This is a genomic window from Planococcus lenghuensis, from assembly GCF_001999905.1.
Classification (GTDB): Bacteria; Bacillota; Bacilli; order Bacillales_A; family Planococcaceae; genus Indiicoccus; species Indiicoccus lenghuensis.
The window spans coordinates 17,269-41,057 of sequence record NZ_CP019642.1; the positions used below are offsets into that span (position 1 = coordinate 17,269).

Annotated in this window: 30 protein-coding genes; 28 read left to right on the forward strand and 2 right to left on the reverse strand. The window is 45.6% G+C overall.

Translation table 11 applies throughout. The annotated features are described in order from the left end of the window. Positions 1–11 precede the first annotated feature (11 nt). The 5 genes from B0X71_RS20300 (at position 12) to istB (ending at position 5,534) form a co-directional block, all read left to right on the forward strand. Positions 12–488: a DinB family protein gene (locus B0X71_RS20300; protein ID WP_077591378.1), complete on the forward strand. Its 477-nt coding sequence runs from the start codon at positions 12–14 to the stop codon at positions 486–488. Between the two features lie 659 nt (positions 489–1,147). Then, positions 1,148–1,588: a DinB family protein gene (locus B0X71_RS20305; RefSeq protein ID WP_077591379.1), complete on the forward strand. Its 441-nt coding sequence runs from the start codon at positions 1,148–1,150 to the stop codon at positions 1,586–1,588. Between the two features lie 250 nt (positions 1,589–1,838). Next, positions 1,839–3,188, forward strand: a complete 1,350-nt coding sequence (aroA, locus tag B0X71_RS20310; protein ID WP_077591380.1) for a 3-phosphoshikimate 1-carboxyvinyltransferase — start codon at positions 1,839–1,841, stop codon at positions 3,186–3,188. A gap of 169 nt (positions 3,189–3,357) precedes the next feature. Then, complete coding sequence (gene istA / locus B0X71_RS20315; protein ID WP_077591381.1) at positions 3,358–4,812, forward strand: IS21 family transposase; 1,455 nt, start codon at positions 3,358–3,360, stop codon at positions 4,810–4,812. After that, positions 4,809–5,534 carry an IS21-like element helper ATPase IstB gene (gene istB, locus B0X71_RS20320; protein WP_077591382.1) on the forward strand — a complete coding sequence of 242 codons (726 nt, stop codon included), beginning with the start codon at positions 4,809–4,811 and terminating at the stop codon, positions 5,532–5,534. Before istA ends, istB begins: the two co-directional genes overlap by 4 nt. A 204-nt stretch (positions 5,535–5,738) precedes the next feature. Here the strand turns inward: istB and tnpC are convergent, their stop codons facing one another. Continuing rightward, a complete protein-coding gene (gene tnpC / locus B0X71_RS20325) occupies positions 5,739–7,196 on the reverse strand; it encodes an IS66 family transposase (protein ID WP_077589265.1) in 1,458 nt (485 codons plus the stop codon). A 182-nt stretch (positions 7,197–7,378) separates the two neighbouring features. Between tnpC and B0X71_RS20330 the strand changes: the two genes are divergently transcribed. The 23 genes from B0X71_RS20330 to B0X71_RS20440 all read left to right on the forward strand — a co-directional run bounded on the left by B0X71_RS20330 (position 7,379) and on the right by B0X71_RS20440 (position 22,422). After that, a complete protein-coding gene (locus B0X71_RS20330; RefSeq protein ID WP_077591383.1) occupies positions 7,379–8,383 on the forward strand; it encodes a serine hydrolase domain-containing protein in 1,005 nt (334 codons plus the stop codon). Between the two features lie 53 nt (positions 8,384–8,436). After that, entirely contained in the window at positions 8,437–8,946 is a 510-nt protein-coding gene (locus tag B0X71_RS20335; RefSeq protein ID WP_077591384.1) for a GNAT family N-acetyltransferase, read from the forward strand. A gap of 23 nt (positions 8,947–8,969) precedes the next feature. Further along, positions 8,970–9,440 (forward strand): GNAT family N-acetyltransferase, encoded by a 471-nt coding sequence (locus B0X71_RS20340; RefSeq protein WP_077591385.1) that lies wholly within the window; start codon positions 8,970–8,972, stop codon positions 9,438–9,440. 189 nt (positions 9,441–9,629) lie between these two features. Continuing rightward, positions 9,630–10,169, forward strand: coding sequence for a S66 peptidase family protein (locus B0X71_RS20345; protein WP_232336897.1), 540 nt, complete (start codon positions 9,630–9,632; stop codon positions 10,167–10,169). A gap of 199 nt (positions 10,170–10,368) precedes the next feature. After that, a complete protein-coding gene (locus B0X71_RS20350; protein WP_077591386.1) occupies positions 10,369–10,767 on the forward strand; it encodes a group-specific protein in 399 nt (132 codons plus the stop codon). A 165-nt stretch (positions 10,768–10,932) separates the two neighbouring features. Beyond that, the gene (locus tag B0X71_RS20355) at positions 10,933–11,397 is read left to right on the forward strand and encodes an NUDIX domain-containing protein (protein ID WP_077591387.1); all 465 of its coding nucleotides are present in this window, start codon (positions 10,933–10,935) and stop codon (positions 11,395–11,397) included. A 44-nt stretch (positions 11,398–11,441) separates the two neighbouring features. Beyond that, entirely contained in the window at positions 11,442–11,939 is a 498-nt protein-coding gene (locus B0X71_RS20360; RefSeq protein ID WP_077591388.1) for an NUDIX hydrolase, read from the forward strand. A gap of 283 nt (positions 11,940–12,222) precedes the next feature. Further along, the gene (locus B0X71_RS20365) at positions 12,223–13,158 is read left to right on the forward strand and encodes an alpha/beta fold hydrolase (RefSeq protein WP_077591389.1); all 936 of its coding nucleotides are present in this window, start codon (positions 12,223–12,225) and stop codon (positions 13,156–13,158) included. A gap of 33 nt (positions 13,159–13,191) precedes the next feature. Next, a complete protein-coding gene (locus B0X71_RS20370; RefSeq protein WP_077591390.1) occupies positions 13,192–14,265 on the forward strand; it encodes a DmpA family aminopeptidase in 1,074 nt (357 codons plus the stop codon). A gap of 82 nt (positions 14,266–14,347) precedes the next feature. Further along, on the forward strand, positions 14,348–14,830 hold the full coding sequence (locus tag B0X71_RS20375; RefSeq protein ID WP_077591391.1) for a tetratricopeptide repeat protein: 483 nt from the start codon (positions 14,348–14,350) through the stop codon (positions 14,828–14,830). 67 nt (positions 14,831–14,897) lie between these two features. Further along, positions 14,898–15,176, forward strand: coding sequence for a YjcQ family protein (locus tag B0X71_RS20380; protein WP_077591392.1), 279 nt, complete (start codon positions 14,898–14,900; stop codon positions 15,174–15,176). Positions 15,177–15,215: 39 nt separating this feature from the next. After that, positions 15,216–15,434 carry a hypothetical protein gene (locus tag B0X71_RS20385; protein WP_077591393.1) on the forward strand — a complete coding sequence of 73 codons (219 nt, stop codon included), beginning with the start codon at positions 15,216–15,218 and terminating at the stop codon, positions 15,432–15,434. A 124-nt stretch (positions 15,435–15,558) separates the two neighbouring features. Next, positions 15,559–16,119 (forward strand): nucleotidyltransferase family protein, encoded by a 561-nt coding sequence (locus B0X71_RS20390; protein ID WP_077591455.1) that lies wholly within the window; start codon positions 15,559–15,561, stop codon positions 16,117–16,119. After that, positions 16,116–16,643: a GrpB family protein gene (locus tag B0X71_RS20395; RefSeq protein WP_077591394.1), complete on the forward strand. Its 528-nt coding sequence runs from the start codon at positions 16,116–16,118 to the stop codon at positions 16,641–16,643. Before B0X71_RS20390 ends, B0X71_RS20395 begins: the two co-directional genes overlap by 4 nt. A 67-nt stretch (positions 16,644–16,710) precedes the next feature. After that, a complete protein-coding gene (locus B0X71_RS20400; protein ID WP_077591395.1) occupies positions 16,711–17,415 on the forward strand; it encodes an undecaprenyl pyrophosphate synthase in 705 nt (234 codons plus the stop codon). A gap of 51 nt (positions 17,416–17,466) precedes the next feature. After that, on the forward strand, positions 17,467–18,096 hold the full coding sequence (locus B0X71_RS20405) for a hypothetical protein (RefSeq protein WP_077591396.1): 630 nt from the start codon (positions 17,467–17,469) through the stop codon (positions 18,094–18,096). Positions 18,097–18,157: 61 nt separating this feature from the next. After that, positions 18,158–18,745, forward strand: coding sequence for an HAD-IA family hydrolase (locus B0X71_RS20410; protein ID WP_077591397.1), 588 nt, complete (start codon positions 18,158–18,160; stop codon positions 18,743–18,745). A gap of 385 nt (positions 18,746–19,130) precedes the next feature. Next, on the forward strand, positions 19,131–19,337 hold the full coding sequence (locus B0X71_RS21190) for a hypothetical protein (RefSeq protein WP_156890013.1): 207 nt from the start codon (positions 19,131–19,133) through the stop codon (positions 19,335–19,337). 195 nt (positions 19,338–19,532) lie between these two features. Next, a complete protein-coding gene (locus B0X71_RS20420) occupies positions 19,533–19,847 on the forward strand; it encodes a YolD-like family protein (protein WP_198038789.1) in 315 nt (104 codons plus the stop codon). Positions 19,848–19,959: 112 nt separating this feature from the next. Continuing rightward, positions 19,960–20,280 carry a hypothetical protein gene (locus B0X71_RS20425; RefSeq protein ID WP_077591400.1) on the forward strand — a complete coding sequence of 107 codons (321 nt, stop codon included), beginning with the start codon at positions 19,960–19,962 and terminating at the stop codon, positions 20,278–20,280. A 51-nt stretch (positions 20,281–20,331) separates the two neighbouring features. After that, complete coding sequence (locus tag B0X71_RS20430; protein ID WP_077591401.1) at positions 20,332–20,538, forward strand: hypothetical protein; 207 nt, start codon at positions 20,332–20,334, stop codon at positions 20,536–20,538. A gap of 142 nt (positions 20,539–20,680) precedes the next feature. Continuing rightward, positions 20,681–21,286: a hypothetical protein gene (locus B0X71_RS20435; protein ID WP_077591402.1), complete on the forward strand. Its 606-nt coding sequence runs from the start codon at positions 20,681–20,683 to the stop codon at positions 21,284–21,286. A gap of 110 nt (positions 21,287–21,396) precedes the next feature. Continuing rightward, the gene (locus B0X71_RS20440) at positions 21,397–22,422 is read left to right on the forward strand and encodes an NADP-dependent oxidoreductase (RefSeq protein ID WP_077591403.1); all 1,026 of its coding nucleotides are present in this window, start codon (positions 21,397–21,399) and stop codon (positions 22,420–22,422) included. A gap of 185 nt (positions 22,423–22,607) precedes the next feature. Here B0X71_RS20440 and xerS read toward each other — a convergent pair whose 3' ends face one another. Then, complete coding sequence (gene xerS, locus B0X71_RS20445; protein WP_232336899.1) at positions 22,608–23,753, reverse strand: tyrosine recombinase XerS; 1,146 nt, start codon at positions 23,751–23,753, stop codon at positions 22,608–22,610. Positions 23,754–23,789: the final 36 nt, after the last annotated feature.

Sequence of the window (23,789 nt, forward strand, 5' to 3'; positions counted from 1 at the left end):
GAGTGATTGTGATGGAAAATCACATTATAAAACAGTTATGGATTGCAAGAGAAAATACAATTAATTTTGTGAAAAATCTGGAAGAAGCTACGAGTGAGCTTGTACCTGATCAGTTGAATAATAATATTAAGTGGAATTTGGGACATATATATGTGGTTAGTGAAAAGTTCTTATTTCATTTCATTGGAGAGAAAACAAAGTTTCCATCTAACTATCTCGCATTTTTTGATACTGGAACTAGTCCAACTGACTGGAGAGCAAAGCCACCGACTCTAGAAGAGTTAATTGATGTTTTGAGCGAACAAATAAAAAGGATTAATTTAACTTTGTCAGGAAGGATGGATGAGCAAGTTAAAGAGACCTACACTACATCAACGGGATTTGAATTAATCATTGTGAAAGAGTTCGTTAGCTTTTGTTTATATCATGAAGGTATGCATTTTGGGGCGATAAAGAATACAAGTAAATTAGCCAAAGAAGTTTCTTGAAGAATGAGGCGAATCATCTGAGCTGGTTCGCCTTTAAAAAAATTATTAAAGGATGGTAAACTTTTATATGAAAAACCAAAGTCTAGTGTTGCACAGTATAACGATGCTTTTTTACTATCCCAAAAGTAAAAAATAGGTTATTCCATACAAGGGCGCTTTTCCGGAGTAACGAAAAAAAGTCCAATTTCTCAATTATAATGCTGAGAAATTGGGCTTTTTAATATTTTAATTTCCTTAACGTTGTAAATCCGTATTTTCCTGATGCTATCCTTACAGTAAACAGGTTTTGATGGGATTAACCAAAGAAATGTAGAAGAAATAGTGGATTTAGGACTAGAGGTGGGTATGAGTAAAAAATAATTGATTATCTTCACTATTTCTCATTTAACCCATCATAGGAGACAAATTCAGTTAATAAAAAAGGTTATAAGTAATTAAAAGAACCATTCTTCTGCTGACGGAGCAGAAGGACGAAAGATTGTACAACCAGAACACTTAGAGTCCTACAGAATGTTAGTTTACATATCATCAGGTTATCAGAAGTTGCTTGAAAAGAAGGGGATTTTCAGGAAAAAATCGAATTAGGATTATAGAAATAGAATGAAACCTTTAATCAAAAGTGCTTATCCTCATGAGCGTAAAGGGAGGGGAAACAGAAAATGATCAAGGAGATTGCGGATTATTACGGCGTGCTGCAGTATGTCCATAAAAGCATTGATAGTATGCTGAATGATTTAACTGCTGTTCAGTGGGTTGATACTAGAGGGGAATTCAATAATATCGCCTCGATAGTAGATCACATTACTGCTGTAGAGACTGGCTTCATGAAGATACTGGCTGGAGAATCGATTGAAAAAATGCCAGCTGAATCCTTCAGGAACTCGGAATGGAATATCCAACACCTGAAAACAAATTGGAATGAAGCACTTTTATTCAGCAAGGAAGTGTTGACCGGCTTAACCAAAGAGAATTTGGAGGAAAAAGTGGATTTGGGGTTAGGAATGGATATGAGTAAAAGGCAGTTAATTATCTTTACCATTTCTCATTTAACCCATCACAGGGGGCAAATTCCGTTAATAAAAAAGGTGCTAAGTAATTAAAAGAACCATTCTTTGGCTGACTGAGCAGAACAATTAAAATACTTCAAGACCTAGAGAATCTTAGTTTATATATCACTGGTTGTCAAAAGTAAAGTTGAAGAGAAGCATAGATTGCTTAAAACAAAGCCATCCATGCTTTTTTCTATGAAAAGCACTAATTTAATTGCTTTTATCTTTTGAAGTTTTTTAATGCTAAACTTATAGAAATGCAATACAAAACATTCTTTTTACACAGAAAGGACGATTGAGAATGAGTACGCCCGATTTAAAGGCAAGATCCCCATGGTCCCAATTAAACGATATCCAGTCCGTAAAAATTTCCCCCAAACCGCATCAGCCGATTGATGGAGGCATCCGGATACCTGGAAGCAAGAGTTTTACCAACCGTGCGTTGATTATGGCAGCTTTGGCTAAAGGGACATCTACGCTATCAGGTATTCTTAAAAGTGACGACTCCTATTGGTGCATCGACTCGCTCAATAAACTAGGAATAGATACAGAAATTGAAGGCGACGTGGTCACCGTCCATGGCTGCAATGCCAACTGGCCGAACACACAGGCTGATTTATACATAGGGGCTGCCGGAACCACTGCCCGTTTCCTTCCAGGTGCATTAGCAGTTGCGAAGAACGGAAACTCGGTGGTGAAAGCTAGCAAGCGAATGAGCGAGCGTCCGGTCGAACCGCTAATTCATGCTCTGACCGATTTAGGGGCGAATATCGACTATCTGGAAAAGGAAGGATTTTTCCCTATCAAGATAAAAGGTGATGGGCTTAAGGGAGGGGCTGTCAGGATCTCCGGCAAAATATCCAGTCAGTTTATCAGTGGCTTACTTCTAGCCAGCCCTTACGCGGAGAATGAAGTGTCGATTACCATACCGGATACCATCGTTCAGCATGAATACGTCCGGATTACGTTGGGGTTGATGGAGAAGTTCGGCGTGACCGTTGAAGTTTCAGAAGACCTTAATCATATGGTGGTGCCGCAAGGGGAATACCTTGGACAAGATCTTCCTCTGGAAGCCGATGCATCAACGGCCAGTTATTTTTTTGCCTTAGCAGCTCTGACCAATGGGCGAATCCGGATCACCAATCTAACTGCAGAAACAAATCAACCCGATATTCATATGCTGGAGATCTATGAAAAGATGGGTTGCCAAGTGATTAAAGGTGAAGACTATATCGAGTTGACCGGAACTGAACAATTAATCGGAGGATTGGACATTAGTATGAAAGAAATGTCCGACCAAACCCTGACGTTGGCTGCGCTGGCTCCATTTGCCTCGGGACCGATTACGATGAGGGACGTGGAGCATATCCGCCATCACGAGTCCGATCGCATCCGTGCAATTTGCACGGAACTTCGGAAACTGGGCATTTCAGTTGAAGAGTTCCAGGACGGGCTGACGGTTTATCCAGGAACTCCGCAAGCCGCAATATTGGATTCTTATGATGATCACCGGGTGGCCATGTCCTTGGCGTTGATTGGAACTACAGTGTCAGGGATTATCATTCGAGATCCGGGCTGTGTTTCAAAGACCTGTCCCACTTACTTTGAATTGCTTCAGCAGTTGGGCATTTCAGTTGAATATGTAATGTAGCCAGCAGTTTACATAGGACCGCTGTTTAGTGCAAAATAAAAGTACAGAGTTGTGAAACGAAAACGTACACAACGCTGCAATGAGGAAATCAATAAAAAAAGGCTTGCCAGCCTTCGAAAATAACCCTACCGTAATTGGTGTCTAATCAAACCGGTGGAGGTCGAGAGGAATGCTGGCAATGCCTGAAATCAATTGTATCAAACTTTTACGGAACCAAAAATCATTATCCATCAACGGGATTTCCAAAACGCTTGGAATCAATTGGCGCACAGCCAAGAAGTATGCGGACGGAGAGAACCTGCCGGAGGAAAAACAAGTTCAGAAGACCGGTATGATGTACGAGGACAACTGGGGAGAAATTGTCGGCGACTGGCTGTGGGAAGATGAGAAGTTGAAGAAAAAACAGCGGCGCACGAATAAAAAGATCTATCAGGACTTAGTGGCGATGGACTTTCCAGGTTCCTACCGGACCGTCTGCTATTTTATCAAGGAGTGGCGCGAAGGCCGTGAGGACCTCGAAGAAGAAACGAAGGATAAGAATTCAGAGAGATTGGAACATCCCCCTGCCGAGGCGCAACTGGATTTCGGTCTGATGGAGGCGGTCAAAGATGGCAAGTTCGTGGATGTCCACTGCTTGGTCATGTCACTGCCTTTCAGTAACGCCGCCTACGCGATTCCGCTGCCAGGCGAGAACCAGGAATGTTTCCTGCATGGAATGAAGACGATCTTCAGCCAATTGGATGGCGTGCCGCGGACCATCCGCATTGATAACCTGAAGGCGGCTGTAATAAAGCCGCGCGGACATCATGAAGAAACCGTCTTTACAGACGAATTTCTCCGGTTTGCCAGCCACTATGGGTTTACGCCGCAGGCGTGCAACCCGCGTGCCGGGAACGAAAAAGGCAATGTGGAGAACAAGGTAGGCTACGTCCGCTACAATTTCATTACACCGGCGCCGGTGATGGAAGACCTCACTCACCTGTCGGGCGTGCTCAAAGGACACTTGGAGAAGGATCGGGACCGGATCCACTACAAGAAACAGGTTCCGATCAAGGACCTGTTGGAGGAAGAACGCCAATATCTTCTGGCATTGCCCGAAACGGACTATCCGGTTTTCAAAAAAGAAACGGCCAAGGCCAATAAATACGGTGAAATTGCGGTGGACCAGACGAAGATTTACATACCGAAAGGCTATAATTACTCGCAGTTATCCGTGGTGAAGTATTGGGGCCGGTTCAAAGTTCTCTCTCCTCACGGAGAGATTCTGTTTGAGGACTTCCGTCCGTATATGCATCGGAAGCGGAAGATTCCATGGGAAGGCATCTTGAGAGGCTGGCTCACGAAGCCTCGCGCAGTTCCTTATTCCCGCTTCGCTCCTTACCTGCCTGGACGGATCCGGGAGTACTTGGCGATTACGGATTTGTCACTCCGGAAAGACCGGTTGAAATGGCTCATCGCCCAGCTCATCACGCGAGATATGGAAGAAATCAACGAACACTTCTACGATCTGCTTGGTGAGCAGACAGAAGACACGGAGCACATGATTGCCCATCCGTATGACGTGGACTGGACGAAGTATGATCAACTCCAGCGCACCTCTCAGATTGGAGGTGAAGCGGGATGACAGCTGAGCTGAAACGGATGTGCAAGTCACTGCGTCTCGCCCACGTGGCGGATATTTACGACAGGATTCCTTTTGAAGACCCTGTTCAGTATGCGGAAGCCCTGTTGACTATGGAACTGCAGCTGCGGGAAGAAGCGAAAGCAGACCGGCTGATCAAGAAGGCGAAGTTCATTCAGGAGAAGTCGCTTTCCTCGTTTCAGTGGAGCGAAAAGGTTCATTTTCCTCCCCAGATGGATGCGACTGAACTCGGCACCCTGCAATTCATCGAACGGAAAGAGAACCTAATCTTCACTGGGTCGACCGGGACGGGTAAGACGCATTTGGCAACCGGCATCGGCCACGAGGCTTGCAGGAAGGGCTGCGAGGTGCGCTTCTATCGGGTATCGGACCTCGCAGAGGTCTTGGAGAAGGCGTGGGCGGAAGGCCGATGGGGACAATTCCGAAATCGGTTTAAGAAGGTGGATTTGATCATTCTGGATGAGATGGGCTACGTCCCATTCAACAAGGAAGGAGCGGAGCTCCTCTTCCAGCTGATTTCCGACTGGTACGAGCAGACGAGCCTGATTATCACGTCGAACCTGGAATTCAGCCAGTGGAATCGGGTATTCAGCGACTCACGGCTGACAGCAGCACTCGTCGATCGGGTCATCCATCACGCCCATATCCTGAATTTCACTGGTGACAGTTTCCGGGTGACACACGCTTTATCACGGCAAAAATGAGAACGAAAGTGAAGGCTGGCAAGCTTCTGCATTTTTCATTGCATTCTTCTGCACTTTTTCATTGCAAAACACAACCGCTTTATAGGAAGTAAGAAAGAAGAGGAAAAGCGCTTTAAGAGCACTTCCTCTTTTTTTGTTTTTATATTTACTTTCCTGCTAAATAATTGCTGAAAAGGAAGACGAAAAATGTTGCTTTTCAAGTAACTACTTAGGTGCTCCAAAAGAGAAACGTCCCTGATTCACCAAAATGAGTGATTCAAGCAGGTTCTTCTCTTGTTTTCGGACAGTGGAAATGAACCCGCGTATCCGGGCGAATTGAACAGCCCCTTTTTCCGTGCGGAAAGGGCCGGAGATCTTTGATTTGACCTTCATCATCCGCACATCCCGTTCCGCCTGGTTGTTGTCGAAAGGCACTTGCCCATCCCGAAGAAACCGCAGGATATCGGCCTTGTACAGGACGAACCGCTCGGCAAGATTCGCTGACTTGGTCTTCTTGTGCTTTCCGCGCTCACCGGTTTTTTTCGGAGGCGGCGGCACTCGCCATTCACCGGCTCTGTTTTCCAGGATCTCATCGTACCTGGATTCAATCGCGCTGGCTGATTTTTCCGGAACCGGCCTTCCGGCCTCTGCGGCTTGTTTCTTCACTGCCAGTGCTTCCCGCAGGAGCGCCTGCATCTCAGCTGCCCACCGGTGACCATCGTATTCAGCGATTCCCTCACATTCCCGAATCAGATGGGAACCGCACAGGGCATGCGCCACCTTGTAGGCTGGATTGAAATAGGAGGCCCAGAAATCATGGACCACCGTTCCCTTATAAGCGGTGAGGAAACTGAAATCATCGAATGCTTCTTTCCCTCTTTTGGGATGGATGTAGTAAAGCGTCCAGTATGCATTCGAAATGAGATGGAGCCAGTTTCTGCGGCCATCAGCCGGCATTCCAGTCTCGTCTGCGTGGACGACGGGACTGGCCAGCAGGCGGGCTCGGATTGTCTGCTCATGTGGCTCCAGCCGATCCGAGAGCTTTTCAAGGCTGGCAAGGAGCGTGCCTTCGCTCGGGCGGTGGCCGGTGAGGTCGCGGAACAGCTGGCAGATCCGTTCCAGCGGGAGGTGCTGGTACATATTCAGGTAGGCGGTCCAGGCTTGCACGCTATCCCCGTACTGGACAGGCGCTTTCACTTCCTGCGGGAACAATCCGTATTCCTCATGCCGGCAGTTCGGGCAGCGCTTGGCAGCCGCCTGGTGCTCGGTATAGATCAAGCGGGGGATTGGCAGATCTAGCACCTGTCTCTTTTTACAGCTATGGACAGGCACTTCTCCAAGCAGACGGCTGCAGTGTGAACAGATTTCCGGCTCGTGGACGATCACTTCATCCGGTGTTGCACTCATCTTCAGCGTATGTCCCTTATGTCCGTTCGGTGCTCCATGTTTTCCACCTGGCTTCCGAAGGCTTTTCGGTTTCCGGAAACCATCGGAAGATGGTGGTTTACTGCTGTTGCGGCTGTCAGTGCCAAGCTGCCGCTCGAGATCCTGTACCCGGGTTTCCAGTTGTTCGATTTTCGTCTCCAGTTTTTCTATGTATGTACAAAGACCAGTCAGAACTTTCTCGATTTCCTCGGGCGTACTGTGGCTGATTGCTTTGATCTCTTCCGGGCTGAGCTTCATGATTGGCACCCCGCTTTCAATAAGTGAAATTGGGTATCGATACCCGCTGCACAGAAAGTTAAACTCGAGGCATACCTAAGTAGTTACCTTTTCAAAAAGTTTACCATTTTTTAGTGGTACAATTAATTCAGCATTTGCAGTCATAGCTGTATAAGCGGACAAGCAGGAAAGCGGGTGGGCGCATGGAAGATTTCAAAGAAGAAAGTAGAGGTGGAGCAAGGGGCATTCTCGAAAGCAGGAATTTTTCGGGTTCGGTACTGATTGCCAAAAAGCGTGACATTGTCTTCAAGGAAAGCTTTGGAATGGCGAATTACGAGCTGGATGTTTCTAATTCCTCGGAGACCAAATACCGGATTGGTTCCATTACCAAGCTGTTTACGGCTACAGCCATCATGCAGCTCGTGGAGCAACAGCGGCTTAAGTTGGAGTCGACAGTAGACCGATACATAACGGATTACCCGAACGGGAACCGAATAAAAATCTCCCATTTGCTGAACCATACTTCCGGAATTGCGAACCTCACTGAATTCCCCGATTTTCCGGAGTGGGTGAAGACCTATTCACCGGTCAAAGAGACAATTGACCGATTCAAACAGAAGCCGTTGGATTTTCCGCCGGGGAAGGGATACAGGTATTCGAACTCAGGCTATATCCTCCTCAGCTATATTCTTGAACTTGTGACCGATCAACTTTATGAACAGTACTTGGAAGAGAACATATTCGCTTCACTGGGTATAGTTAATACCGGCTTCGACAGGCAGGAAATCATTCTCAGGCAACGGGCGGCGGGGTATAACTTGAAAGGCGAGGAACTGATCAATGCGCCATTCATCCATATGTCCAACCCATACGGCGCCGCTTCCCTGTATTCCACCACAGAAGATCTGTTCCGGTTCGTCCAAGCTTTTTTCAAGAATGAACTCGTAAATGAGCAGAATGAAGAGCGGATGCTGCAGCCTTCTCTGGGTAAGCATGGACTCGGTTGGATGACCAAACAGGCTCGTGATCAGCAAGTCGCCCACCACGGAGGCGGAATCAACGGCTTCAGTGCCAACTTGATGCGATACATCGACGACGAAGTGACGATTATCATTCTCGCCAATGTCTTTTATCCGAAGAGTACCATCGAGGAAATAAGTAAGGATCTTGCTCATGTTGTTTTTCAAACAGACAGCATGGATTCTTAAAAGTTCAATGAATGCTGGTGGCAATTAAGGCAGTTTAAAAGGAGTCCTGATTTATGAAGGTTCGTAAAGCGGCTTTACAGGATGCCAAGGGAATCGCCCGCGTCCATATCGACAGCTGGCTGGCGACTTACCGGAACATCATACCCGGTGAGTACATTGACAGACTGACGTATGAAAAGCGGGAGAGACTGTGGGAACACAACATTGAACACGGAGATGTCTTCGTTGCTGCTGAGGATAATGGAGAAATCATCGGTTTCGCGGATGGCGGCAAAGAACGCACCGGGCAGTTCAAGGCGTTTGACGGGGAGTTGTATGCCATTTATATACGGCCGGGCCATGAAAAGAAAGGTGCAGGGAAAGCACTCCTGAAAGCTGTGGCAAATCATCTTCTTAAGCAAGGGTTTACCTCCGTGCTGGTCTGGGTTTTAAAAGATAATCCGTCCAAGAACTTTTACGAAAAATTAGGCGGCCGTTTAATCGGAAGCAAGGACATCGAGATTTCCGGCAAGCGGCTGACCGAATTGGCATATGGATGGAGAGAAATCGATACCATTCAGTGATTGCATAGTGGGAGGGAAAGAAGATGTTGCGCTTCAGAACGATTGATCCGGAAAACGATGCCGAAACAGTCTGCCGGTTCAGAAGGGATTCGTTTGCGGTCAGTTTTGGCCATATGTACGAGTTTGATGAAGAGGACTATCTCCAATGGCTCCGGGACATGGCTGCCCGGTTTCCGGACGGCTTTGTGCTGGCAGAAGAGGAAGGGAACCCGGTCGGCCAGCTGGAACTTTCCATTCGGGAGTACGAGGGTAAAACTATCGGTTACGTGAATCTCTATTACCTGACGCCGGAATACCGCGGCAAGAGGCAGGGGCAGGAGCTGCATGGTTATGCGCAGCGGTTTTTCAACAGGCACGAGGTGGAAGAATACCACCTGCGCGTTTCTCCGACAAACAAGCCGGCAATAAAATTTTACCGCAAAATTGGAATGGAAGAGGCCGGTCCCGAAGTTGGCGGGAAAGTGGTCCGCATGAAAGGGAAGCTGGGAAATTAGAGAGAACAGGGGCTCCGGAAAAAGGATGCTTGGTTACTCCGATATCAGCACTTTCCTTTTCGTCTATTCAACGATTACCGGAAATGCTTCTGCCCATGGAACGAACTTTGCGGAACTTTCAGCCCCTGAATGGGATAGCCTCACCGCTAAGTGGCCGGAAGTGCTTGGCTGTCCGCAAGGGGGGCAGTCGTGCAGCATTCTTCTGCGTGTTATCAATCCAGCTGGGAAAAAGTCTACAAAAACCCGGCAACCGGTTTTTACTTTGACTCCAAGACGGAATGGAAGAGTCTACACGGCCGCACAGAGACGGAATTCTCCGGCAGGCTGCTGGGTGGGTGCATCAGCACACTTCGCACGCTGATTGGCACACCATTTGATCAAGTGAACAAATTTGCATCCGATTATGCTGCTGAGGAGGGCATTGTCTGGTATCTGGAAAGTGTAAACCTGGATGCCATCAATATTTACCGGAGTCTTTGGCAAATGAAGCAAGCAGGCTGGTTTAAGCATACAAAGGGAGTGCTGATTGGAAGACCGTCCAGATATAAAGCGAACGAGGACTTCTTTTTAACAGATGCACTGACGGATATCTTTGGCCCTGAAGAAATTCCGGTAATCTATGATGTGGATATCGGACATGCCCCTCCGCAAAATATTGTCGTAAATGGAGCGCATGCAAAAGTTGCTTACAGCAATGCAAAAGGATCTATTCAAATGACTTATGATTGATACGTCCTTGCAGGGTGAGCCGATATCCATGATTATTTTCATGCATGAAGGAGGAGGAGCATCCTTTCATCTTCTCCTCCTTTTGATGTTTGCATGACTCCTTTTTAAAAGGATGATCGATATTTCAACAGGAATGTACTGACTATTTGACGGGATAGCGAATAAAGTCAGTAGAACAGAATAGGGGGAGATCAGCCAAATGAAAAAATTCTATGTGGCATCCAGTTTCAGCAATACGAACAGTGTTAACTATGTCGTCCAGCAATTAGTGACTAAAGGATATCTCCATACATATGATTGGACGAAGAACGCCAAAACTAGGGAAGAAAAATCAATTACATTGGCAGACTTGAAAGAAATCGGCCAAAAAGAGAAGAGCGCTGTCATGGATTCCGATTTTATTGTCGTCCTGTTACCGGGAGGGAAAGGTACCCATATCGAGCTAGGCATTGCGATTGGACTGGCCAAGAAAGCGTATATCCACTCTCCTGATGGAGCCATAGATAACCCTGAAACGACGAGCACTTTTTATCATTTGCCTGACGTGGAAAAGTGCTACGGGACGCTGGATGACTTATTGAAGAAGATCACTGATTGAGTCCCAAGTTGCCATGAGAGGTATGCATTAATACCCGCATCTTGGCTATGAATATTGCAGTAAGTTACAAGAACGGATGGATGTTAGTCGAACTTGAATACAAGTAATGGAAAAAGAAAAACAAAAGTAATTGCAGTTAAAGCTATCACTAAAGGAGTAATGCAAATGTCGATTCGAAATTCTGCTAAAGCAATTATTATTAAGGACTCCAAAGTTCTATTAACAAAAAATGTTGATGAAGAAGGGTGCTTTTATCTTTTTCCTGGCGGGGGACAAGACCATGGAGAAGTTTTGTCCGATACCGTAAAAAGAGAGTGTATTGAAGAAATTGGTGAAAACGTGGAAGTAAAAGATCTTCTCCACATTCGAGAATATATAGGCAAAAATCATGAACATGCCCACTTTGACAGCCATGTTCATCAAATTGAATATTATTTCGTGTGTCATATGAGAATTGACCAAAACGTTTCTTCTGTCCCTTCTAATCCTGACTCCCATCAAGTCGGAATTGAATGGGTACCGGTACCGAATTTGATGGACTATCGCATCTATCCAAAAGGAATTCGCAAATACATCCAAGAATATGAGGACAAAAAAAGGAATACTGTTTATTTAGGCGATATAAATTAAGGTGGGTTTAAATCTTTTACTGCATTAAAAGGGGGAATCGATATATGACCGTATCATACGTGAAGTGGGGAGAAGCCACAGTTAAATTAAGTTGGGAATCGAATAATGTCCTTCCTGATTATGGATTAATAACAAGTGTACATGGCTTTTGTTTTTACGAAGATCAACTGCTCTTGGTCGATTTGAATCATCGTGGATGGGATTTCCCGGGTGGACATATCGAAGAAAATGAGACGCCAGAAGGCTGTTTTCAAAGAGAAGCGATGGAGGAAGGATATGTTTCGGGGCATTGTCAATTGCTAGGACATATTGTGGTCGATCACACAGAAAATCCGATTTGGGATGAAAATGGAAAATACCCTAAAATCGGCTGCCAAGTATTTTATCGAATGAACATCGAAAAATTACATTCCTTTAAAGCAGAACATGAATCTGCGCAAAGAATCTTCATTCCCCTCAATGAAATTGCTGCTTACTACACGAAGTGGAATGCGCTTTATCAAGAAATTCTTCTGGAAGCTGTTGACTTGAATAGGAGATAGGATAAGGAAATAAATTAACTAAAGTGCTGAAAAGTTAACTTGAATTTAAACATGGGTGATAACTATAAATCTATCCCAAATTAAGAAAAGTAAATGTAGGAAGCAGATAAAAAGAAGGAAGGAGGTTGAAAAAATAATTTTCGTTCCTCCACTATCCACTCTAAGCTAATCCCTGCCAATAAGACTCCAACTCAGAGGGATTTTCGGTACCTATTGTGCCGAGTGTTATAAATACTTTTTGTTGGACAAGCTCATATCATGGAGAAAAGGAGAGGAAACGGGAATGAAACAAGGAAAAATGGTGAAAATCAGAGGGAAAGATATGTATGTTGAACTCTATGGAGAGGAACATGAAGAGGCAATTCTATATTTGCATGGCGGTCCAGGAGAAAGCTGTTATGATTTTTCGTTTCATCAGGCTGAGAGACTCTCAACTCGCTTTAAGGTCGTAGCAATCGACCAGCGCGGCGTATGCAGGTCTGAGGAAATCAAAGAGAATGAGTTATTTGCTCTGCAGGATCTGATCGAGGACTGTGAAGAATTAAGAAAGCATTTGAACGTAGAGAAATGGTCGCTCATTGGTCACTCGTTTGGCGGCTTCTTAAGTGTCCTGTATAGTTCTCTTTACCCCGGCTCCATACATAAAGTTATTTTGGAATGCCCGACATTCGATTTTTCTTTATCATCCAAAAGCCTTCTCCAGAAGACGGCTCGCCTGTCTGAAGCGATTGGCAATTTTGAGATTGCAGAGAAATGCCTAAAGCTGGCAAATACAGCTGAGCAAGTTTCTTCGAAAGAACTACTGGATAAGTACTTGGAGTACAGCGATACTCTTGGGGAAGAACGCATGGCGATTTACAGACATAATCAGAACCATCCCACTGATTACGCTCTTTATTCCGAAGAGGAATGGGAGGCTTTCTATGATAAATCAGAAATTCACTTCGACATGCTACGGGCAGAGGGGGAAATCTATCAATCACTGCTGCCATTACTCGAAAACATAAAAGTTCCCATGTTATTAATAACGGCTGAGTATGATCCCGTCACATGCGGTGAACAGATTCGAACATTTACAGAGTCAGCGGAGAATGGAGAAGTTGTACATTTCTCTGATTGCGGTCACTCTCCCCACTATGAAAATCCTGACCGTTTTTGTAACGAGGTTCTCCAATTTCTCCATTCAGAACTATTTTCTCAAACCAGCGGAAATAACTGAGTCTCCCAAAATAACCGTAAAAGAGAGTGCTACATGACTGTTCAAAAAAGAATAAGAGAATATGGCGTAGAAATCGGGAAGCTAAAGACAGGACCGCTCAACAAAATAACAGATGTAGACGGGGTGACAGTAGGACATGTAACACTAAATGACGGGAGCACGCAAACCGGTGTCACTGCCATAGTGCCTCATCAAGGAAACGTTTTTAAGGAAAAATTCATTGCCGCCAACCATGTCATCAACGGGTTCGGAAAGACAATGGGGACCATTCAAATGACCGAGCTGGGTACACTGGAGACGCCGATTGTTCTGACGAATACCTTGAATGTCGGAACAGCGGCTGATGCCCTGATTGAATATACACTGGAGAGAAATCCGGAAATCGGCCGCACGACTGGAACAGTGAATCCGGTCGTCGGGGAATGCAATGATATGTTGCTGAATGACGTGCGAGCAAAGTTCGTTCAGCCGGAACATGTTCGTCAGGCGTTACGGAATGCTTCCGCTGACTTCGAGGAGGGGTCAATTGGCGCTGGCAGGGGCATGCTCTGTTACTCCTTGAAAGGAGGAATTGGTTCAGCTTCCCGGCTCATGGAAATGGATCATGGCAATTACATGATGGGTGTATTGGTCTTATCGAACTTCGGAATCCTGAGCGACTTAAGAATCGACGGCAGAGCAGTTGGCCAGGAATTGAAGGAAGCACTCCGGCAAAGCTACAAGGAAGAGGATAAGGGATCAATCATGATTATTGTTGCAACCGATCTTCCCGTTTCCGAACGGCAGCTGAACCGAATCATCAAGCGTTCAATTACGGGTCTATCCAGAACAGGATCCATTATCACGAACGGGAGCGGAGAAGTGGTCATCGGGTTCTCGACAACAAATAAGATACCGCATGACAAATCAGCGAATCTTTTAAAGCTGTCGCAAATTCATGAAGAGGATATAGATATGGCCTTCAGAGCGATCGGTGAGGCAACAGAAGAGGCGGTATTGAATTCCCTGGTGACAGCAGAGAAAGTAGTGGGGCGCGACGGAAACGAACGCCCGGCGTTTAAAGACCTCATCCAGAAATTCAATATTTCGTTGACCAGGAATACATAATAGAGCATCTAACGTATTTGCGCTGAGTGTAACTTAAGTATAGATGAGTAATTTTGCCATAGTCAGATAGGGAGATGAATATGTGGAAGCAAAATTGAGTGATGCAATCACATTAAGAGAAAATGGAAAACAACAAGAATCAAATCGACTTTTATTGAAGTTGGCAGAAGAATTTCCGGATGATCCTTTAATTAATTATCAATGCGCTTGGAGTTTTGATGTATTAGGAGAAGAAGCGAATGCAATCCCATTTTACGAAAAAGCCATCCATCTCGGATTGTCTGGAAAGAACTTAGAGGGGGCGCTTCTTGGTCTAGGAAGTACGTACAGAACACTCGGAATGTATGAAGAATCGAAAAAGATTTTTTCAAAAGGTATTCGCTTGTTTCCGGCTAATAATGCCATGAGAACTTTCTATGCCATAACCCTCTATAATTTGAAAGAACACAGAACGGCGATGGAGATTCTTCTCGGTTGTTTGTTAGCGACTACAGCAGACAGTAATATTACCGCCTATAAAAGGGCATTGGAGTTTTATTCGGACAAACTGGACGAAACTTGGTAGTGACTATTCCAAAACTGCCTCACGGAACAACTGTTATCCGGAAAGGGCTTATGAAGGAGAAGGTTAAATGAATAAAAAGAAATTAAGATATGCCATCTTAAAAGAGATAGAGCAGGGCAACAATGGGTTAACGGAAGAGAAGCTGAAAATCAGACAAAATGAATTTGATGAAACGATTCGATTCCTGGACAGAGAGAACTACTTGATCGGAATCACTTACGCTGATGATCGACCGATAATAAGCCGAGTTGTTCTCACGGAAAAAGGAGAAGCGTATCTGGAGCAAAATAGTGCGCTGGGCAGAGCTTATAAAGGATTGAAGGAAATCAGAGACTGGATCAGATAAAAAATCTTTAAGTTATGGGATAGAAAGGGGGCAATGAAATTGCCAGAAATTGATTTAATGGGCGACATGAGTTTATGGGCTGTAATCGGGCCGGTAGCTATAACAGCCGGAATGCTGATAGCCGTAGCGATAGTTGCCCTGTTTTTGCTTAACAAAATCAGAAATAAATTTGTGAGAGAAATAGCTGGAATCATAACCGCATTCTGCTTGGTAGTTGGGTTCCTGTATTTTTTTGCGGAAGTAGCAGCAAGCTGGTAGTTCTCGACTATATCCCTGGAAATCTTAAAAAGCGAACAGTACGAAAGCAAGCGTTTCAAGAGGAGGTTATTTCTTGTTAAGAAATGAAACAGACATTACACAATTAATTGAAGCCGACGAATGGATGATGGAGATTCTAAAAACAGTACAAACGTTAAATCTTCCGGATTGGTGGGTGTGTGCAGGATTTGTCAGGTCAAAGATTTGGGACACGCTGCACGAATTCGAAGAGCGAACCCACCTTCCGGATATTGACGTCTTTTATTTTGATGACAGGAATACCGACGAGGAAGATGAGAAGAGACTCGAAAGGGAATTGAAGATCACTTTTCCGGATGTCCCGTGGTCAGTGAAGAATGAAGCGAGAATGCATATCCGGAATAACTTGTCACCCTATGCTTCTTCCAAGGATGCGATGGCTAAGTTTCCGGAGACCGTTACTGCCTTGGGAGTGAAACTAGATGGTCACAGTGACTTGATGCTGTTTGTTCCGTATGGTGTGGAGGATGTTCTCAATCTTGAAGTACGGCCTACGCCATATTATTTGGAAGGTGAAGATAGACTTGAAATCTATAGAAATCGCGTAGCTTCGAAGAATTGGCAGCAAATATGGCACAAAGTGAAAGTTCTGTATCCGCAGATAACAGGGGACAAGAACGTGATACAGAGAAAGAATCTTCCATGAGTAACGGCATTGTTATTACTGACTACGATCCTGTCTGGGCAGAGGAGTTCAAGGGAATAAAGGCGGTATTGAAAGAAGAACTGGCTGGCTTAGCGGTATCGATTGAGCATATCGGAAGCACTTCAGTTGAGGGGCTAAGCGCAAAACCAATTATCGATATTGATGTCGTTATTAAAAACAGGAATTCACTGCCGCAAATAGTCAAGCAGTTAGAGAAACTGGGATATGTTCATGAAGGGAATTTAGGGATAGAGGATAGGGAAGCGTTCGCTAGAGCTGATGGATGTGTGCCTTGGTCTGACAGGTCGGTCTTATGGATGCAGCACCATTTATATGTCTGCCCAGAAGACAGTAAGGAGCTCAAAAGGCATTTAGCATTGAGGAATTTTCTGCGAGAAAACCCTGAGACAGCAAAAGATTACGGAGCACTAAAAAGACAGCTGGCAGAAACAGCTGAAGACCGAAGCGCTTATACGGAAGCAAAAAGCGAGTTCATTAATGGTATTTTAAAATCCTTTTTGTAGCGACTGAATATGTATCTGTCAGCCTTTTTTTTCGATATATTATTGTTTTTCGAGGAGGGAACGGTAAATGATTGAAGGGATGCCTAAGCATGTAGCGATCATGATGGACGGCAATGGCAGGTGGGCAGCTGAAAGGGGCTTGTCACGTTCCAAAGGGCATTATAAGGGCATGCTTGCTGTAAAAGAAGTGATCCAGGGAGCCATGGACTTGGGGATAAAACATTTGACCTTATATGCCTTCTCGACCGAGAACTGGACCCGGCCGAAAGAAGAAGTGGATTATATTATGAGCCTGCCGCTTATCTTCTTTAAATCAGAAATAGCCAATTTGATGAAAAACAGAATTAAAGTCCGCTTTATAGGGGACATTGCGGCTCTGCCTGAAAAGACGCAGCGAGTGATCGAAGAAACCATGAGGAAAACGGAATTGAATACCGGATTGAATTTAAATGTAGCCATGAACTACGGCGGGAGGGCTGATATTGTTCAGGCAGTCAGAAAGACGATCAGCGACGCGCAATCCAGTTCTGAAAAGGGAATTGCCATTGAGTTTGCCGGCCTCCAGAAACATCTGTGGACAGGGAAAATTCCGGATGCAGATCTCCTGATCAGGACTAGCGGCGAGAAAAGGATCAGTAATTTCCTGCTTCTGCAAGCAGCTGAAACGGAACTCTGGTTCACGGATACGTATTGGCCGGATTTCAAAAAAGCACATCTTTCAGAAGCGATCGTTGCCTACAAAGAGAGAAAGTTAAGACACCAGCAGGGATAAGCTGTCCATTATTCATTTGACTGGACCTAAGTAAAAGCAAGGAGTGGCGGGATGGGATCAAGAATCATGCATTTAATTATCGCCGACCGTGTCTCGGAGAAATTGTCGATTCAATGCAAGGGGCAATTTCTTTTGGGGGGCATCGCACCGGACGCGGCATTTACCAGAGAAAGAAAAACCAAGTCACATTACTATGAAGGAAGCCTGGAAGACGGAACGAGATGCGTGAATTATGAGCGCTTTGCGGAAAAATATCCTGTCGATATCCAGAGCGAGTATGGGCTCGGCTATTTAATTCATCTAATCGCCGATGACGTATGGATGAAGCACATCTACTTCAAAAACAACTTCAAGAATCGCTTGGATGCTGATCCGGGGCTATTAGACAGGTGGCACAGCGATTTCAGAAAGCTGAACGGAAAACTGATTGAATGGTTTGAGTGCGGAGATTTGGAGGATGAACTGAGAGCGATTGGTGTACCTGAAAATAACATAAGTGAAATCGAGTCAGAGGATTTAGAGAAATTCAAAGAAGAAACGATCAATGACTTCTTCTACACTGAAGATGATTTAAAAAAAGAATTAGAAGTCTATTCATTGAAGCAAATTTTAAGCTATATCAATTTGGCAGTTGAGGAAATCATCAATTTTTACATGGCTGTCACGTTAAGAATCTCTTGAAATATGTTATTGGCCAAAGGTATTGAGACGGAAGTCGTCTAAAATGAGAGGAATGTTACGGATGAATATTCTCTGGGACTTCGATGGTACGCTATTTGATACCTATCCTGCCTATTCCAGAATCTTTTCTCATGTACTCGGGGGAAGGGCGGCAGAAGTTGAAATCTACAAGAAGCTCAAAGTCTCGTTTTCTCACGCCATCGACCATTATGGATTATCTGAAGAGCAGATTGACGAAATGAACCGGCTGGAGGAGAAGTTGCAGCCGGCTGATATTGTACCGTTCGAATCAGTGGAAGAAGTGCTGAAACTGGCGAACAAGAATGTGATCATGACTCATAAGGACCGAAAAGGAGTCCTTGCCATCCTTCAATACTATGGCTGGGAGGAATATTTCAGTGACATGGTGACGATTGATGACGGATTCCCGAGGAAACCCGATGCAGCCTCTTATCGGTACCTCCACGAAAAGTACGGTATCGACTTGGCAATCGGGGACAGGGAAATCGATCTTATTCCAGCAAATGAGCTTGGCATCAGGACGTGCATCTTCCAAGGAACCAGCAAAGCCGCGGATTATAGCTTGGCAAGTTACGACAAATTTCAAAATATCATTGATTTTGATTTATTAAAAAAAGAGAACCTCTAAAGGATCGGTTCGGCAACCGCTTCCCACGGAGGAACTTGAAGAGAGAAGAGCGAAAGCGAGGGCGGCAAGGGAAGCAACTCGCGCAGAGAAGTCTGCATTCACGGCAGAAATTCCAGCGATACAGCAACAACCCTCAAGTGATGTATATTGGTCTGGCCGGTTGCAATCCGGCTTTCGTTCCCCTTACGCTACAAACCGAGATGAGCGGGAATTAGATGAGTTCTGGCATAGCAGATTCCAGGAAAAGCGGAAAGCGCAGCCTAAACTCATTACCGATTTTGCAGCCAAAAAGAAATATCGGCCATTTGTGGAACGTCTGCTGACCATCCGGGTGGAGGGAGCTATGTATATTCCTGTATCCGACCGAGTATGGAGAAAAGTGATTATGGACTGGTTGGAAATGAATTGCCTGGAAGAGAATTGGACTGTTTCGGTGGAAGAGATGGTCGAGTTACTAGGAAAGTCCGGTGTTGAATTGGACTCGCAGCAGTTAAAGTTTGCTGCTTATCCAGTGAAGAGCTTCCTGGAAATCTATGCAAAAGCAGCGAGAACAGATTTACGACTAAAAGGAAACCTTTCTGTTATGGAGTAATGGCGGTTCAGCGAGGACAAGCAGAATGCCTCTGACTTCGATTAGCACCCAGGCACTATGTTAATAAAAGCCCATTTTAGAATCAATTTTCTGCAACTCCCTTAAATATCTTCATGATTGATACGAAATGGTGTTCAATCGGTGAAATAGATGGGTATAATAAGAACATACGTTCTTAAAAAGGGAGTGGAAGAGATGCAGAAAGCTCATACACGTTGGCATGGACTCTTTGTGTCGGAACACACGAAGCCTCTCACCAATGAAATCATTACCGACCCGCAGCCGCTGCTCAGCGGCGATGAGCGGCGTAGTATCCATGAGTTGCTCGCAGTCGCCTTTGAGCGAAGATGTCCTATTTTTATTCAGTCCTGGCAGGACCGGCATTTTCATTACCATCGTGGGATTATCCAACGAATTGATGGCGAGAAAGAGATCTTAGTTTACTCGGACCCGTTTGGGGAATGGCCGCTTGCCTTAGAAGCCATCACGTCAGTACATATGCTTGAATAGCTGCTAACTGTAGGAAGCGATATCCATCCTGCTGAAATTATATGTAACTCTTGGGAACCGACTGTCGTTTTAATGGGGTGTTTGTAACCAGAAATTCATTGGAGAGGAAGACGTGGCGAGAGAAACGACGGTGCAAAAAGTGGATATCGTTGAACTGTTTGAAGGAGGCTATACTGAAAAGAATAGGGGTTACTTGTTCGGCCCTTCCATGCTGTTGCGAATTATGCCCGCGCACTGGCAGTGGTTTGAGGTAAGAGGGCGGAATCTTACGGATGACCTTTCTGCTGCAGGATACATACAATTAAGGCCAGACGATGATTACGTTATTTTAGAATTCCCTGCGCTGGATATCGAGCCTAATGACCTTGGCATCATGAAGATTGCCGATTATTTACGCTTGGTCTCATTGAAGGCAAACAGAGATATTGTGTAAAGTGATTGAATGGTATGATAAGGAAAAAGGGAGGAAAGGCGGCAGAAAGGGATGTCCTATGTCATTTACTTTACCGGTGGGATCGGCTACTGGACCGGGAAGTACTATTTGGATGGCGAACATAGCGTGCCAAGATGCAAGAGCTATATTACCCCGGAAGTAAAACGATATAAGACCGAACAGCGGGCAGGATTGGCAGCAAAAGAGTTGTGCAGGCTTTTTGGAATGGGCGATTTCCGAGTGGAAGATATTGAATGACGAATGGCGATCAGCGACTGCTGATCTTTTTTTGTCCTTAAAATACCGGATTTGTTTGGAGAAACAGAGACCAGCTATTCAAAATACAACAATTATTGTATTATAAAGTAAAACAACAATTGTTGTGGCAAGAGGTGGGACCTTGAGAAAGTATGGATTGGACGAACTCTTTGATGTACTGAAACGGCACAAAATCACCACTAATAAGGAAAGCGTCAGACGCTGGCTCCGTGAAGGGAAAATCAACGGTTCCAAAGGAGCTGGACCGAGGCGGAACGGCTGGTGGGTCACAGAAGCCGATCTGATGGCATTCCTGAAAGAACGGCTGCCGGACCACGTAAATCCTGAATTGCCGGAGGAGAACCAAAACACAACAACTGTTGTGGTAACGGAAGAAGAGAAGGAAGAGATCCGGGAGGAAGCGCGCCAGGAATTGCTGGGACAGCTGGCTGCCAAAAACATTTGGGAAGGCCGTTTCCAGCTGAAAAAATCGTTCGTTAACGCTTGTCTGGACCATCGGCGAATCGAAAACAGGGGGCTCCGGACATATATCCTAAACCGGATGATGCAGCATAAAGGGGGATACGCAACACCGGGCGTGCTGTATCTGCTCGACACATTCAAATTTGACGGCGAACGCTTGCCCTTCGATTCCAGTTTCGGGTCGCTGGATGAACAGGTTGTCTATTCATTGATTGACCATCTGCAGCAGGAGTACGTAAATCCAAACAGAAGAAAAGGAGAGTAAATACGCGTGTTAGCAAGTAACTTACTCAACCGTTCGACCTTATTTTTGAATTTCAGCAGTTCGAGTGGTACGCTTTTCTTTGCAATTCACTTTTGAAGGAGGTAGTCATATTGCCAACTACATATAAAGAGATCCACCTGGCGAATCGGCCGGAAGGCACACCCACGAATGAAGATTTTGCCTTTATTGAAAAGGAAATTCCCTCACTGGCAGATGGTGAACTACTGCTTAAAACCTTATATCTTTCAGTCGATCCATATATGCGCGGCCGAATGAGAGATGTCAAATCCTATGTCGAGCCGTTCAAGCTGAACGAAGCGATTGCGGGCGGCGTGCTGGCAGAAGTCGTCGACTCAAAATCCGAAGGGTTTAAACAAGGTGATATCGTCACCGGCAGGCTCAATTGGGCGGAATATAATGTGGCAAACGCCCAAACGGTCCAGAAAGTTGATCCGGCATCCGCACCGATTACGACGCGGCTCGGCATTCTAGGCATGACCGGTCTGACCGCGTATTTCGGACTTCTCGATATCGGGAAACCGCAGGAAGGTGAAACAGTTGTTGTTTCCGGCGCTGCAGGCGCGGTTGGTTCTGTCGTCGGGCAGATTGCCAAACTGAAAGGCGCACGCGTTGTCGGCATTGCCGGCTCGCAGGACAAGATCGATTATTTAATCAACGAACTCGGATTTGACGCAGCCGTAAATTATAAGGATAACAATTTTAAAGAAGACTTCAAAAAAGCGATCCCGGACGGTGTCGATGTCTATTTTGATAATGTCGGCGGAGTCGTCTCCGACACGGTTATTTTTGAAATCAACCGCAATGCACGCATCGTTGTGTGCGGCACGATTTCTTCTTATAATAATCCCGAAGCGGATACCGGTCCGCGTATCCAGTGGAAATTCATCACAACAAGCTCAATGATGAAAGGCTTCACAATCGGCGATTATGCGCAGGAGTTCAAAACCGGTGCGCAGGATCTTGCAAAATGGCTGCAGGAAGGCAAGCTGAAGTATGAAGAAACAATCACTGAGGGCTTTGAAAGAACACCGGAAGCATTCCTGGACCTGTTCGAAGGCAACAACCTCGGCAAGCAGCTTGTCAAAGTAGCGAAGCCGGAGTTCGCTTCATTGTAATAACCGACAACCGTTAAAGTGCAAAAACCGTTGCTCTGAATAGAACAGCGGTTTTTGTGTACAGTAAAAAAACGCCTATTTCCAAAAAGGAAACTGGCGCATAATCTTGGGAAAGTGGCCGGTTTTCTCTGATCACTTTCGGAAAAAGGGGGCTTCAAAAAAACAGGGAGAGAACAACCGATTGGTTATTCTCTCCCTGTTTTTAATTTAGGGGTTTCCTGAGTTTTTGAAGGTCTTCGTCTCTGTTCCATTTTGGTAAGGACTTCTTCGCCATCTCGATTCGATAAGTTGGTATAGAGGGAAGTGGCTTCAAAGTTGCTATGGCCCAGCTGGTCCCGCAGCAAAACCAGGCTGCCACCACTGCGGATGTAATCCGTCGCAAAGCTATGCCGCAGTTTATGCGGGCTGATGCCTTCACTTTCCGAAAAAGCACCGGTGTATTTGGCGACGATCTTCTCGATTGCCCGTCTGGACAGCGGCTGAGCCGCGCCTTTGTATAAGGAGACGAACAGGAAGGGGGATTCGTTTGCTCCGCGGTAGCGGGCTTCCCGCACCTCCATGTAGCGCCGCAGGTACTCAATTGCTTCCGGAAGCACGTTAATGGTATCCTCCTTGGATCCTTTTCGTCTCACGTCGATCATTTTCTTTTTCAGGTTCAGTTTTTTCGTCAGAATGCGCGCCAGTTCCCCGAGACGGAGACCGCTCCCGAGAAAAAGGTGGAGGATGGCCAAGTCGCGTTCCTTGTCCCGCAGGAAACGGGAACGGGCTACGGCACTGTTCAGTGTGTCGATGTAATCGTGTTCCACGAAGTGGAGGAAGTCATAGATCTCCGCGTCATTTAAGATGACGGAACTGATTTTTTGGGCACGCCGGCTGGCTGTCTCCTTTTTGGAATGGAGGACAATCTTGCTCATCACATTCCGGTCAAAGTAGGATTCCCCGGATTCTGTCTCCGTTTCTTTTGTTAAGTAGTTAAAGAGTGACTTCAAGGCATGGATGACATTCGCAACCATTCCATCGCCCCGATTCTTCGTCTCGTTCTGCCCCTGGGTGATGGCTTCTTCGCGAAGGTGATCGATGTAGTGTTCGATGTCTTCCTTTCGAAGGGAGGCCAGCACGGTATAGGAGATAGAAGGGACGTCCGCAGTTTCCGCCAGGTTCTCCCGGATGAGCCAAGCAAAGAAGTGCTTGTAATGGTACAGGTATTGATGCAGCGTATTTGGTGAAAGACCCGCCCGTTTTTTGGACCGGACATATTCCGCGACATAGAAGGGCATCTTCTTCAACTGCGTCTCGATTCGCTGCAAAACGCGTAATTCTTCAGGTGTCATTGCCACCGAGCAACAGCTCCTTTTCGTGTTAATCTA

Excerpts from the sequence above, each read along its gene's own strand:
- B0X71_RS20420 (WP_198038789.1), top strand. The coding sequence starts at position 19,533 with ATGCAGAAAGCTCATACACGTTGGCATGGACTCTTTGTGTCGGAACAC.
- tnpC (WP_077589265.1), bottom strand. The coding sequence starts at position 7,196 with ATGAAGCTCAGCCCGGAAGAGATCAAAGCAATCAGCCACAGTACGCCC.
- B0X71_RS20390 (WP_077591455.1), top strand. The coding sequence starts at position 15,559 with ATGATGGAGATTCTAAAAACAGTACAAACGTTAAATCTTCCGGATTGG.
- B0X71_RS20335 (WP_077591384.1), top strand. The coding sequence starts at position 8,437 with ATGAAGGTTCGTAAAGCGGCTTTACAGGATGCCAAGGGAATCGCCCGC.
- aroA (WP_077591380.1), top strand. The coding sequence starts at position 1,839 with ATGAGTACGCCCGATTTAAAGGCAAGATCCCCATGGTCCCAATTAAAC.
- B0X71_RS20365 (WP_077591389.1), top strand. The coding sequence starts at position 12,223 with ATGAAACAAGGAAAAATGGTGAAAATCAGAGGGAAAGATATGTATGTT.
- B0X71_RS20350 (WP_077591386.1), top strand. The coding sequence starts at position 10,369 with ATGAAAAAATTCTATGTGGCATCCAGTTTCAGCAATACGAACAGTGTT.
- B0X71_RS20380 (WP_077591392.1), top strand. The coding sequence starts at position 14,898 with ATGAATAAAAAGAAATTAAGATATGCCATCTTAAAAGAGATAGAGCAG.
- B0X71_RS20400 (WP_077591395.1), top strand. The coding sequence starts at position 16,711 with ATGATTGAAGGGATGCCTAAGCATGTAGCGATCATGATGGACGGCAAT.
- B0X71_RS20340 (WP_077591385.1), top strand. The coding sequence starts at position 8,970 with ATGTTGCGCTTCAGAACGATTGATCCGGAAAACGATGCCGAAACAGTC.
- B0X71_RS20360 (WP_077591388.1), top strand. The coding sequence starts at position 11,442 with ATGACCGTATCATACGTGAAGTGGGGAGAAGCCACAGTTAAATTAAGT.
- B0X71_RS20370 (WP_077591390.1), top strand. The coding sequence starts at position 13,192 with ATGACTGTTCAAAAAAGAATAAGAGAATATGGCGTAGAAATCGGGAAG.
- B0X71_RS20395 (WP_077591394.1), top strand. The coding sequence starts at position 16,116 with ATGAGTAACGGCATTGTTATTACTGACTACGATCCTGTCTGGGCAGAG.
- B0X71_RS20430 (WP_077591401.1), top strand. The coding sequence starts at position 20,332 with ATGTCCTATGTCATTTACTTTACCGGTGGGATCGGCTACTGGACCGGG.
- B0X71_RS20355 (WP_077591387.1), top strand. The coding sequence starts at position 10,933 with ATGTCGATTCGAAATTCTGCTAAAGCAATTATTATTAAGGACTCCAAA.
- B0X71_RS21190 (WP_156890013.1), top strand. The coding sequence starts at position 19,131 with ATGGACTGGTTGGAAATGAATTGCCTGGAAGAGAATTGGACTGTTTCG.
- B0X71_RS20300 (WP_077591378.1), top strand. The coding sequence starts at position 12 with ATGGAAAATCACATTATAAAACAGTTATGGATTGCAAGAGAAAATACA.
- B0X71_RS20330 (WP_077591383.1), top strand. The coding sequence starts at position 7,379 with ATGGAAGATTTCAAAGAAGAAAGTAGAGGTGGAGCAAGGGGCATTCTC.
- istB (WP_077591382.1), top strand. The coding sequence starts at position 4,809 with ATGACAGCTGAGCTGAAACGGATGTGCAAGTCACTGCGTCTCGCCCAC.
- B0X71_RS20305 (WP_077591379.1), top strand. The coding sequence starts at position 1,148 with ATGATCAAGGAGATTGCGGATTATTACGGCGTGCTGCAGTATGTCCAT.
- B0X71_RS20410 (WP_077591397.1), top strand. The coding sequence starts at position 18,158 with ATGAATATTCTCTGGGACTTCGATGGTACGCTATTTGATACCTATCCT.
- B0X71_RS20405 (WP_077591396.1), top strand. The coding sequence starts at position 17,467 with ATGGGATCAAGAATCATGCATTTAATTATCGCCGACCGTGTCTCGGAG.
- istA (WP_077591381.1), top strand. The coding sequence starts at position 3,358 with ATGCTGGCAATGCCTGAAATCAATTGTATCAAACTTTTACGGAACCAA.
- xerS (WP_232336899.1), bottom strand. The coding sequence starts at position 23,753 with ATGACACCTGAAGAATTACGCGTTTTGCAGCGAATCGAGACGCAGTTG.